This window comes from Planctomycetia bacterium (assembly GCA_021413845.1).
GTDB lineage: Bacteria > Planctomycetota > Planctomycetia > Pirellulales > PNKZ01 > PNKZ01.
Genome location: JAIOPP010000121.1, coordinates 21,353 through 32,770 on the forward strand (window position 1 = coordinate 21,353; position 11,418 = coordinate 32,770).

9 protein-coding genes are annotated in these 11,418 nt (G+C 63.7%); 3 read left to right on the forward strand and 6 right to left on the reverse strand.

Annotated elements, in window-relative coordinates:
* Positions 1-77: 77 nt before the first annotated feature.
* Complete coding sequence (locus K8U03_21565; protein MCE9607484.1) at positions 78-1,205, reverse strand: choloylglycine hydrolase family protein; 1,128 nt, start codon at positions 1,203-1,205, stop codon at positions 78-80.
* 217 nt (positions 1,206-1,422) lie between these two features.
* Between K8U03_21565 and K8U03_21570 the strand changes: the two genes are divergently transcribed.
* Positions 1,423-2,151: a GDSL family lipase gene (locus tag K8U03_21570; GenBank protein MCE9607485.1), complete on the forward strand. Its 729-nt coding sequence runs from the start codon at positions 1,423-1,425 to the stop codon at positions 2,149-2,151.
* 48 nt (positions 2,152-2,199) lie between these two features.
* Here K8U03_21570 and K8U03_21575 read toward each other — a convergent pair whose 3' ends face one another.
* The 4 genes from K8U03_21575 to K8U03_21590 all read right to left on the reverse strand — a co-directional run bounded on the left by K8U03_21575 (position 2,200) and on the right by K8U03_21590 (position 9,690).
* Positions 2,200-4,167, reverse strand: a complete 1,968-nt coding sequence (locus tag K8U03_21575) for an acyltransferase (GenBank protein ID MCE9607486.1) — start codon at positions 4,165-4,167, stop codon at positions 2,200-2,202.
* Between the two features lie 175 nt (positions 4,168-4,342).
* On the reverse strand, positions 4,343-5,791 hold the full coding sequence (locus K8U03_21580; GenBank protein MCE9607487.1) for a DUF1501 domain-containing protein: 1,449 nt from the start codon (positions 5,789-5,791) through the stop codon (positions 4,343-4,345).
* Positions 5,788-8,457 (reverse strand): DUF1553 domain-containing protein, encoded by a 2,670-nt coding sequence (locus K8U03_21585; GenBank protein ID MCE9607488.1) that lies wholly within the window; start codon positions 8,455-8,457, stop codon positions 5,788-5,790. The genes K8U03_21580 and K8U03_21585 overlap by 4 nt, the downstream gene beginning before the upstream one ends.
* Before the next feature lie 135 nt (positions 8,458-8,592).
* Positions 8,593-9,690: a pyridoxal-phosphate dependent enzyme gene (locus tag K8U03_21590; protein MCE9607489.1), complete on the reverse strand. Its 1,098-nt coding sequence runs from the start codon at positions 9,688-9,690 to the stop codon at positions 8,593-8,595.
* Between the two features lie 207 nt (positions 9,691-9,897).
* Between K8U03_21590 and K8U03_21595 the strand changes: the two genes are divergently transcribed.
* Positions 9,898-10,656: an SDR family oxidoreductase gene (locus K8U03_21595; protein ID MCE9607490.1), complete on the forward strand. Its 759-nt coding sequence runs from the start codon at positions 9,898-9,900 to the stop codon at positions 10,654-10,656.
* 131 nt (positions 10,657-10,787) lie between these two features.
* Here K8U03_21595 and K8U03_21600 read toward each other — a convergent pair whose 3' ends face one another.
* On the reverse strand, positions 10,788-11,084 hold the full coding sequence (locus K8U03_21600; GenBank protein MCE9607491.1) for a hypothetical protein: 297 nt from the start codon (positions 11,082-11,084) through the stop codon (positions 10,788-10,790).
* Positions 11,085-11,278: 194 nt separating this feature from the next.
* On the opposite strand from K8U03_21600, the gene K8U03_21605 reads away from it, so the two are divergent.
* Positions 11,279-11,418: helix-turn-helix domain-containing protein (locus K8U03_21605; protein ID MCE9607492.1), on the forward strand; the 140-nt coding region annotated here is incomplete at its 3' end.

Sequence of the window (11,418 nt, forward strand, 5' to 3'; positions counted from 1 at the left end):
GTAGGCGTGCGAGCGTATCACGGTGTGCAAGCGCCCGCGGATTGATTTCCGCGGGCGTTGTTTTTTTGCGCGCCGGCTTAACGCCGATTCGTGACGTCTTCGATCTGTTCTTCGCCTTGCATCGAGATGGTCCGGATGTCCGCGGAATCGAGCACGATCGTTCTCAGGTCGACCATACGAATCCGGCTGTTGTCGAAGGTGCGGAAATAGTAGCGCAGGTTTTTCAGATCGGCCGCGGAAGTCCAGATCGTGTACTCGGCGACTTCCTTGCCGGCTTCGAGTTGGCGCGTCGAGCCTTTCGGAATATCGAACTGATTGAGGATGTGAAACGCTTGCAGCACGCCCGCCTGAGCCGTGTCGACCGGCAGCGCGGTCTTCGAAAACGCGACGGCTCGAACGAAGCGCGACGGAGGCGTGAAGTCGCCGGGAAGGCCGAGCATGCCCGACCCTTGACCCAGGCTCTTGATCTCGCCGCCGGCGAGATCAAGCTTGCCGACGTTCTTATCCGAGATCGTCACGTAGTTGCCGAGGTTGGTCATGTGCCAATCGAACGGCGGCGAGTTCGACATGACGCCGAGCGGGTTCGGGTACAGCTTCAAGGCACCGTCGATGTACTCGATCACGAAGCTGCTGCCGGCCGCATCGGTGACGATGTAATGCACCGGCGGAACGAAACCCATCTCTTTCTGCACGACTGCCCCGACCAACACCTGCTCGACGGCGGCGACCGCTTCCTTAGCGTCGGCACAAGTGCCGAGCAGATAGATGCCGAGCTCCCACGGAGCGAGCGACCGGTCGGCATCGGCAGGAGCGACGTTGTGATACTTCGCGAAGCCGGGAAAGTAAAACAACCCGACATGCAGGCCGCGCTCGTTGAGCCCGTCGATCGTGATCGGCATGCCGAACGCATTGGCCCCGATGACGTCGTACTTGCTCGCCCAAGCGAGGCCCGACGCCGGCTTTTGCACGTTATTCGTCGTGCCGACGTACTTCGTGCCGCGCGGGATCACGAGCACGTTCGATTGGAGATCGACGCCGAATTCCAACGTCCGTCCGAAGACGACGGATCCATCCTTCGGCCTCAACGTGATGCCGGTGCAAGCCGGCGCGGAAGCGGAAAGCAGGGCACTCGCAATGAAGCTGACGCCGACGACCAAGCCGAGAAACCGGCGCGCGACAGCGGCCGAACGAAGAGGAGAGCGCATCATGTGTGAGAGCCCAAAGTGGCCGGAGTTATGAGGGGAAAACGAGAGCCGTCGGATTATAGGTCGGCGCGTGCGACTGTACTACCGAGTGAATTTTAAGGAGCAAACCGATCCCTGAGCGAAACAGGCGGTTGCACTATCCCGAACGCCTAAGTACGTTGCTAAGTTGAGACCGATCCGAATTGGGAACGATGGAATTAACGAGGAAGCACCTTCGATGAAGAACGCTCTGCGACACATTGCTTGGACGGTAGTATTTCTGTTGACGACGACGGGCCTCGCATGTGCCGACGACGCGGCGCAGCCGTCGCGCCGGACGCAGGAATACAGTTGGATGTCGGTGGCGACTTGGAACAAGATGCACGACGCGTTCCTGGCCCGCGCGAAAGCAGGGGACATCGACTTGCTGTTCCTCGGCGACAGCATCACGCAGGGCTGGGGTGAGAACGCGCCGTGGAAAAAATACTTCGCGCCGCATAAAGCCGCCAACTTCGGCATCGGCGGCGACACCACGCGGACCGTGCTGTGGCGAATCACGAACGGTGAGCTTGATGGCATCCACCCGAAGGCCGTCGTGCTGTTGATCGGCACGAACAACTTCGGCCTGCACGGCGACAAGCCCGAGGACGTGCTGCGCGGGGTAACGGCCGTCGTTGCGACGCTGCGCGAACGGCTCCCGCAAGCGAAGATTCTGCTGATGGGAGTGTTGCCGCGCGACGCGAAGCCCGACACCGACTTCCGTCGCCGGATCAAGACGCTCAACGAAGGTTTGGCGAAGCTGCAAAACGGCGAGAGCGTCCGCTACCTCGACATCGGCGATAAATTTCTCGCCGCCGACGGCACGCTTCCCAAAGAGCTGATGCCCGACGCGCTGCACTTATCCGAGCAGGGCTACAACGTCTGGGCCGAAGCGATCGACCCGATCGTGAAGGCGTGGCTGAAGTAGGTCGCGAGACGGGCATGAAAGCGCAGCTTGGCAAGAAACGCGGCTCGGCTAGCGAGTCTTCGTCGTCGTGCGCGCGCCGTTCGTCATGAGAATCGGTTGCGCGAGTAGCGTATCGACCACCGGCGTGAACATCGGCTTGATGACTTTCGCTCCGTAGGCGCTCAAGTGGTTGGAGTCGCGGTAGAATGAGCCGCCGGCGTCGCTCGGGCGCATTTCGAGCGAGCCTGTACGCGCCTGCAAGCTCGGCAGAGGATCGAGAATCTTCGCGCCATGCGCAGTCAGCAGCGGAATCAAAGTCGCATAGTAAGGACTCTGAGCAGCATACTCTTGCGGCGAGATCGCAATCGAGGGGGCATCGTGCCTGCGCCAAAGGCATTGCAGCAGCTTCGCCGCGACGTCGTACTCGAATACCGGTACGTCTTTCATAAAGTAGACTTCGCAGCCCGTGGCGCGGAGCTCGTCGACCAGCGTCGCGAGCGCTGCGGCGAAGTTCGGCAGGTGCCGGTACTCGTTCCAATAGGCCACGAGAATCACCGCGCGAATCTTGCTCGCCGGGAGATACTCTTTCACGGCCGCGCCTACGGCGGTGGCGCGAGTAAAATCGCGCGCGGGGCGTGGCGCGAGGTGCGCGGCGACCGGAGACCAGCCGGAGTGAACCACGGCGCGAGCCCCGATGCCCGACGTTCGGCAGAGCTCGTCGATCGCCGGCAAAACCGCCATCGCATGGCTATCGCCCCACACCAGCAGCTCAGGCTCCGCACCTTCGGCACCGACCGACAGCAGATTTTGAGGAACATCGGCGGCGTAGTGGTCTCGATAGAAGCGAGAATCTCCGACGATCGTCTGCGCGAACTCTTGCACATGCGGCGGCATCCGACCAGCCAGTCCTTCCGTGCTGCGTAGCACTCTGCCGCCGGTGTGTAGGGCGACCAAGACGAGTGCGGCGACCCCGATCAGGCCGGGCCTTGAAGCGAGGTAGCGTCGACGACGAAACGGCGTTTCGATGCAGCGCTGCGTGACGACGGCCAGCGCCACGGACGCCGCGACCAACAGCACGCGCTCGAAGTTCGTCGGCGCGGCAACATTCCCTTGCTTGAAGAAGACGAGCAACGGCCAATGCCAAAGATAGAGCGAGTAGGAGATCAACCCGATGTACACGGCGCTGCGAGACTCGAGCAGCCGATGGACCCAGGTCTTGCGCTCCGTATCGGCACCTAAGCCGATGAGCAACATCGCGCCGACGACCGGCGGCAACGCGGCCAAGCCGGGAAACGGAGTCCGAGCGTCGTAGAACAAGCATGGCAGCACGATCCCCGCCAAGCCGAGAGTCGCGAAGGCTTCGCGCCATCGCACGGCGACCGGATAGCCGGCGACGGCAGGGCAGTTGTATAACCGGATCGCCAACGCCACGCCGGCCAGAAGCTCCCAAGCGCGCGTCGTAAGGAAATAATACGAAGCTTGATTGTCGTGGAAGACCCCGCGCAGACCGGCGACGAAACTAGTCAGTGCGATCAAACCGACGAGCGGCTCCAGCCAGCTTCGCCGACCGAAACGAACGGCCAACCAAAACAACAACGGCACGAACAAATAGAATTGCTCTTCGACGGCCAGCGACCACGTATGCAGCAGCGGCTTCTCGTCGGCAGCGGCGGCGAAGTAGCCGACGTCGCGCGAGAAATGGACGTTCGCCTTGAGCAGCACCAGATCGTCGACCGAACGACCGAACGAACTATAAGCCGACGGGACCAGCAAGAACCAGCCCGCGACGAACGACGCCGCGACGACGACCGCCAGCGCCGGAAGAATGCGGCGAATGCGCCGCTCCCAAAACTGCGCAAGCGAGAAGGTCCCCGCTTCCAAGTCTTTGAGCATCAGGCAAGTGATCAGATAGCCCGAGATGACGAAGAAGACGTCGACGCCGACGAAGCCGCCTGGAAACCCGAGGCCGGCATGGCACAGCACCACGCTCGCCACGGCCACGGCACGAAGGCCATCGATGTCGGGTCGATACGTCATGGGCGGGATCGCGGCTCGCACGGAGAACCCAGCTCACGCGCGAAGCCGAACCATCGGCCCTGCCGCTCGCTTGAAGGGAGGGGGAGTGTAGTTCGCCCCTCCGGCGCCAGCAAGCCGGATCGCCGCACGCACGGCGAAGCTGCACGCGCTGCCGGCAACCGAGGGTGCGATTCCGCTACGCCTCGACGATCTCGGCGATCGGGCGGCCGTGATCCATGTCGATCCGCTTGCGGCCGGGGATGTCGAGCGCGTGGGAATCGAGCCCGAGCTGCTGCATCACCGTGGCATGGATGTCGGTAACGTAATGCGGATTCTCGGTGGCGTAGAACCCGAGCTCATCGGTCGCACCATGCACGACGCCCCCTTTGATGCCGCCGCCGGCGAGCCACGCGCTGAAGGCGTTGGGATGATGGTCGCGGCCGGTTCCCTGCGCTCCCGGCGAACGGCCGAACTCGGTGCCGCAGACGACCAAGGTTTCTTCCAGCATGCCGCGCCGCTTGAGATCTTTCAGCAAGCCGGCGATCGGCAAGTCGACCTGTTCGGCGAGCTTAGTGTGGCTGTCTTTGATGCCGGAGTGCGAGTCCCACGCGCCTCCTCCGCCGCCGCCGTGAAACACTTGCGTAAAGCGCACACCGCGCTCGGCCATGCGCCGCGCGGCTAAGCAGAGCTTGCCGAACGACGCGGTCGCCGGGCGATCGATGCCGTATAGCCGGCGCGTCGCTTCCGTTTCGTCGCGCGTCAGGTCGAGCGCTTGCGGAACGGCCGTCTGCATGCCGAACGCGAGCTCGTAGCTCTTGATGCGGGCCCGCAGTTGAGGGTCGTCGGGATAGTCGATCCCGGCGAGGCGATTGAGCTTGCCGATCAGGCCGAACTCGGCCGCTTGCTCTTCGGCCGACATGCCGCCGCCGGCCGGCGAGACGAACGGCAGCGGAGCATCTCCGACGTTCAAGCGAACTCCCGCATGCTCGGGCCCGAGATAGCCGGAGCCGTGCGTCCATTCGCCGCCGCAACAGTCGCCGGTCGGTTCGCCGAGGACGACATATTGCGGCAGGTTCTCGTTGAGCGTGCCGAGGCCGTAGCTGGTCCACGAGCCGATCGTCGGCCAGGAGCCTTCGCGCGGGTGCCGGCCGGTGTGCCAAGTGAGTTGCGTGCCGTGATCGTTGTGGATCGTCCAGAGGGAGCGAACGACGGCGATGTCGTCGGCGCAGGTGCCGATGTTCGTAAACCAGTCGCCGACGGTCAGGCCCGACTGCCCGTACTTGCCATAACCGGTGTTGAGCCCCATCAGGAGCTTGCGGTTGCCGTGCGAAGGGTTGATGCCGACGAGGTTTTGATTGACCCGTTTCTCATCGAGCAACGACGCGAACGGCGTCTCGTCGATGCTTTTGCCGGCGTACTTGTTGAGCGCCGGCTTGACGTCGAAGCTCTCCATGTGGCTCACGCCGCCGCAGAGAAAAATCCAAATGACGTTCTTCGCCTTCGCCGGCTTAGGCTTCGCGCCGACATTCGCCAACCCTTCGCGTTGCAACATCGCCGACAGCGCCAGGCCGGTGAAGCCCATGCCGGTGTCGGCGAGAAACGAACGGCGCGAGCGGTGCTCAGGGCGTTGTGGGTTCATGCTCATGGCAGCGTCACGAATTCGTGGTGATTGAAGAGGGCATGCACGAGCATCTCGCGGGCCCGAAGTTGCGGCGAGGGGGAAGGCTTCGGCGGTGGCGATTGCCGGGCGGCGAACCACGCTTGTTGTTGCGTGAGAAACTCACGACACGCGGCCTGCTCCGCTTCGTTCGGCGCTCGGGTCACGACCGTTTCATACGCGGCGACGACGAACGCGCCGTCGTCGGCCGCATGGGCTGCGTGCAGCCGGCCGGCAAGCAACCGCGATTGGGTCAGCGTGAGCTCGCTGTTCGCCAGCGCCAAGGCCTGCTGCGGCATTACGCTTTCGCGCCGTTCATAACACTCCGTCACGGCGGCGGCATCGAACAGCTTGAGGAACGTCATCTGCTTTTCGGCGGCATGGCGAAAGTAGAGGCTGCGGCGTTTCGTCGTCAGGCCTTGAGCGTGGTCGATGTCGGGCCCGCCGAACGTCGGGTCGAGCTCTCCCGCGCAACTGAGCACGCAGTCTCTTACGACTTCCGCTTCCAAGCGCCGGGCGGGAAACTTCGTGAGATAATGATTATCGGGATCGCCGCCGACAGCGGTTGCCGCGGCGTGCGACGATTGACGGTAGGTGCTCGACGTGACGATCAGGCGCTGGAGATGCTTGATCGACCACGGCCGGGCCGACGGGGTCGTTTGCGGGTCGACGAACTCGGCCGCCAGCCAATCGAGCAGCTCCGGGTGCGTCGGCTTCGCGCCGAGCGTGCCGAAGTTGGCGGTCGTGGCGACGATCGCTCGATCGAAGTGTCGGCCCCAAAGATGATTCACCGCCACGCGCGCCGTCAGCGGGTTCTTCGGATCGACGACCCACCGGGCCAGCGCCGAGCGGCGACCGCTGCTTTGCGGTGGATAGACTTCGAGCTTGCGTTTCGCATACGCCGAGCTCTCGGGCAGCGCGAGCGCCGCCTCGGCATCTTTCAATATTTTTTGCGTATCGGCTTTCTTCTTCGCCGCTTGCTCGACTCGTTTCACGTCCGACGCCGGCTTATCCGGCTTCCCCGCCACGACCGGCTTGGCTTTGCTCAGCGCTTCGTCCGCAGCGAGCACTTCGTTCTCGGCTTTCGCTACTTCCACGCGCGCCTCGGCCACGGCCTGACGCCGCTGCGCTAGAGTCGAGGCCGTCGCCGACTTCTTCCAAGCTTCGGTGTTCGATTTCCCGGCGGCTTCGAGTTGCTCGACCTCGATGACGAGCTTGAGCGTTTCATAACGCTGCCGGGCCGAAGCCGCTTCGAGTTCGGCCAGCTTGCGATCGCCGGCTTTCGTCGGGGTCGGCAGCGCGGCGACTTTCTTCTCGGCCTCTTCGGCCATGCGCAGGGCTCCGGCCAAGTCGTCTTGCAAGACGAACGCTTGCCGTAGCGGATCGTACGCCTCGCGAGGAAGCGAGACCGTGCTCACTTCGTACTTACCGCCGAACAGCGCGGGCACGCCCGGCGGGATCGGCTTGTCTTTGCGCGGCGTCCGTTCGTCGCCGCGCACGAACAGAAACGTCGCGGTTGCGAGATCCTTATCGAACACGCGCGGCAAACCATCGACGGCGACGTCCGCCGTGCCTGGTAGGCGATCGAGCCGAACTTGATGCGGCTCGAAGATCGCGCGGAACGCGTAGTATTCCGTCTGCTCGATCGGGTCCGACATATGATCGTGGCACCGCGCGCAATTCAACGTCAGCCCTAAGAGCGACTTGAACGTATGCTCGACCGTGTCTTGCAGCCATTGCTCGCGGCTCAGCAGCTTGAAGTTGCGCACCAAGTATCCCGTAGCCCGCAGCTCGTTGCGATCGGTCGGCGCAAGTTCGTCGGCGGCGAGCATCGCCGTCACCATCTGATCGTACGGGCGATCGGCGTTGAGCTGCTCGATGATCCAATCGCGCCAATGCCAGATGTGCGGTTGGCTGTCGCGGATTTGTTTGTTCCAACCGGCCCAATCGCTGTAGCGCCAGATATCCATCCAATGCCGACCCCAGCGCTCGCCGTATTGCGGACGAGCCAAGAGACGATCGACCACTTTTTCATAAGCATCGGGAGCGTCGTCGTGGAGGAAGTCTTGCAGCTCTTGGCGCGTCGGCGCGAGGCCCGTCAGGTCGAGATAGAGACGACGGAGCAAGACCTGCTTCGCTGCTTCCGGGGCCGGCGCAAGGCCGCGTCGGCGTTGCTCGGCCGCGACGAACGTATCGATCGGGTTGCGAGCCCAACCTTTCGCGTCGACGGCAGCGGCCGGCCGCCGCACCGGTTGGAACGCCCAATGGGCCCGCGGGTCGGCGATCGGCGTCTCGGCGGGAGCCTTCGCGCCCGCATCGATCCAGCTTCGCAAGATCGAGACTTCGCTTTCGTCCAGCGCCTTGCCTTCCGCCTCGGGAGGCATGCGCGAATGGTCGTGTGTCCCGAGGACGGCGTGCATCAACGGGCTGTCGGCACTTCGTCCGGGAACGACCGCGGGACCGCTGTCGCCTCCGCCGATCACGCCGGCTGCCGTGTCGATGCGGAAGCCCGACTTTTGCCGCACGGCGCTATGGCACGCCAAGCAATGTTTCGCGAGCAACGGCTTGACGTCGCGAACGTAATCGACCGCTTCGGCCGCAACGACGCCGGAGCTCAAAGCCGCGAAAACCACGACCAGCACAAGCGACGCCATTCCCGCGCTTCGGGTGCAGCGCAAACATCGCCGGTAGAAAGGAGTTGCGAGCATGGCGGGGAGGGGGAGGCGGGAGGAAACCGAGACGGTGCGGGAACTCTATTCAATCGTGTCCGGCCGCCGCGGTCAACCTAATTATCGGACGCCTTCAGAGCCCGGCACCAGACCTTCGGTGGCGATCAATAAAATTTTGCTCCGCTCGTCGAGCGCGAGCTCTTGCGCAAGCGGAGAACCGGGCAGGGCCGACAACAAGCCCGCCAGGCCGGTCGCGCCGGAAGCGGTCGTCGCCGGTCCGCCGCAGGCGAGGAGCAGAGCGACGGCTTCGCTTAGCGCCGCTTCGCTCACGCTCACGGCATCGGCTTGCACACGGCGCAAAATCTCCACGGCCGGCGCCGAGGCTTCGCCGCACGACAACATCTCGGCCGACGTTTGCAAATCGCCCGACAGCCGCTCGATGCGCCGCTCGCGCAGCGCGAGCCCGACGCATGCCACCGCTTCCGGCTCGACGACGACGATGCGACAAGCGAGCGAGTAAGTCTCGCGGAGTCCTTGCGCCAAAGCCGCCGCGAGGCCGCCGACTCCCGCTTGCACGAACAAGTGCGTCGGCCGCGCAGCGCCGCGACTGCCGAGTTGCTCGACGATCTCTTCGACCATGAGCCCGTAGCCGGCCATCACGTCGGCCGTGACGGGATCGTTCAGATGCGGCGACGTATCGGAGATGAGCAAGCCCTCGCCGCGCTCGACCGCCAGAAACGCGGCATCCACCGCATCGTCGTACGAGCCGTCGATCCACACGATCTCGGCACCCCGAGCGGCGATCCGCTTCGCGCGCGACTCCGGCACCTGCGTGTGCAAGTACACGCGGGCCGACGCTCCGGCCAGCTCGGCCGCTGCGGCCACGGCGAGCCCATGATTGCCGTCGCTCGCACAGATGAGGGTCGGCAGCTTCGCGGTCGGTAGTTTCTGGGTCGGTAGCTTACTGTCGGAGCCGTTGCGAGCCGTGAGCGAAGCGATCGTCGGCAGTTCGGCGGCGCGGGCCAAGGCGCGCAGTCCGGCGTACATCCCCCCGAGCACCTTGAAGCTGCCGAGCGGACGGCGACCTTCGTCTTTCACATACACCGCGCCGACTCCGCAACGCTGCGCCAGCGCGGGAAGATCGAGGAGCGGCGTCGGCTCATAAGCAGGCCAAAGCCGAAACAAGGCCCGCGGCGATTCGTCGGAAAGGGAAGTCATCGGTGTCGGGGTCGGCCTTTCATCCGGCGGCCTTACATGCGGCGGCAACTCGGCAACGGCGAGCTTAATATCTTACGGTGCCAAGCATAACAGGTATCCCATCGCGATCATCCGGGCAACCGATTTCAGCGCAGCGTGTATCTCGCCGCGCATGCCGCTGATAAACTGGCGGCCTCACCATTAAAACCACTCGGAAAGTATGCACTCATGGCAAACGAGTTGAAAGATCGGGTCGCGTTGGTCACCGGCTCCGGAGTCGGCATCGGGCGGGCCTGCGCCGTAGCGCTGGCTCGTGCGGGAGCGGTCGTCGGCGTGCATTACAACAGCAGCGCAGCCGAAGCTCGCGAGACGCTAGAACTGGTCGCCGAGGCCGGGTCGCGCGGCTTTCTCTTGCAGGCCGATCTCACCGACGAAGCGGCGGCGAACCGGATCGTCGACGAGTTGTTCGAGCAAGCCGGTCGGCTCGATGTGTTGGTGAACAACGCCGGCAATCCGCTGCGCCGCTCGAGCTTAGAGAACTGCCCGCTCGACCTCTGGCGGCAAGCGTTCGACATCAACGTCACGGCCCCGTTCTTAGTCACGCGCCGAGCGATCCCGCACTTGCGCGCGTCGGGCCACGGCAGCATCATCAACAATCTTTCGCTCTCGGTGCAGACCGGCGGAGCAGGGGGGGCCGGGCCCTACGCCGCCGCGAAGGGAGCGCTGCAAGTGATGACGCGAACCCTTTCGCGCGAGCTCGCGCCGCAGGTCCGAGTGAACTCGATCATGCCGGGCGTCGTCGAGACACGGCACCACGAAGTGTTCAGCACGCCAGAACGCATGGAAGACTACCGCCGCCAAACGCCGCTAGGCCGCAACGCCACGGCCGACGAAGTGGCGGGCGCAGTCGTCTTCCTCGCCTCCGACGGAGCCGCCTTCATGACCGGCGCCACCCTCGACATCAACGGCGGCCGGTTCTTGCGATGAGCCGCGTTGTTACGACGAGCAAAATCGGACTCGCGTTATCGCTGGTGGGCCTGACTTGTCGTCGACAAAAGGGGTGAGCTACGTCTTGCCGTGCAACTGCACGAGCCGTACGAGACCGGCGCCGAGCAAGGCTACCCGTCAGCCAAGCCTTCGAATGTCGATTTGAAGTCGTCTTCGGTGAGCGTGGTGTCGAACAGACCGCGTTGCAGACCTGCGTGCCGACTTACGCCCATGTAGCGTAGGCTGGCGTCCTCATACCGGCGGAACTTCCATACGGCGTCGTTCATGAGGGCGCTGTTGAACACGCCCAAGCTCATCAGTCGCTCGAAGTCCGCCGTCGTCAGGCCGGTTACTTGCTTAAACAGCTTGGGCTCCAGTTTCGTGATGACATCCTTCAGTCGTTGTTCACGAAAGTCGGTGAGATACATAAACACGGGAACCCGCGCGGCGAACTTGATCAGTTTCTCCTGAACCTGCTTACGGAGACTCTTGCGCTCTTTTTCCGCTTCGGTGAGCTCCTTCTTTTCTTTCGCGTTCGGCTCATCTCCTGACCTGCCCCCCTTAAACGAGTCCGGTCGTCAGTCGTAGACTGACGACCATCACTTGAAAAAGGGAGGGGATCATGGGCACGAAGCGTTTGCAGGTCGAGCAGATCATTCAGCAGTTACGGGAAGCGGAATTGGAGATCTCGCGGGGCCAGACGGTGCCGCAGGCGGCGAAGAAGATCGGCGTGACGGAGCAGACGTACTACCGGTGGCGGAA

What these genes read in the sequence shown, in the direction of transcription:
- K8U03_21565 (MCE9607484.1), bottom strand. Translation starts at nt 1,205, where the DNA reads ATGCGCTCTCCTCTTCGTTCGGCCGCTGTCGCGCGCCGGTTTCTCGGC.
- K8U03_21570 (MCE9607485.1), top strand. Translation starts at nt 1,423, where the DNA reads ATGAAGAACGCTCTGCGACACATTGCTTGGACGGTAGTATTTCTGTTG.
- K8U03_21575 (MCE9607486.1), bottom strand. Translation starts at nt 4,167, where the DNA reads ATGACGTATCGACCCGACATCGATGGCCTTCGTGCCGTGGCCGTGGCG.
- K8U03_21580 (MCE9607487.1), bottom strand. Translation starts at nt 5,791, where the DNA reads ATGAGCATGAACCCACAACGCCCTGAGCACCGCTCGCGCCGTTCGTTT.
- K8U03_21585 (MCE9607488.1), bottom strand. Translation starts at nt 8,457, where the DNA reads ATGGCGTCGCTTGTGCTGGTCGTGGTTTTCGCGGCTTTGAGCTCCGGC.
- K8U03_21590 (MCE9607489.1), bottom strand. Translation starts at nt 9,690, where the DNA reads ATGACTTCCCTTTCCGACGAATCGCCGCGGGCCTTGTTTCGGCTTTGG.
- K8U03_21595 (MCE9607490.1), top strand. Translation starts at nt 9,898, where the DNA reads ATGGCAAACGAGTTGAAAGATCGGGTCGCGTTGGTCACCGGCTCCGGA.
- K8U03_21600 (MCE9607491.1), bottom strand. Translation starts at nt 11,084, where the DNA reads ATGTATCTCACCGACTTTCGTGAACAACGACTGAAGGATGTCATCACG.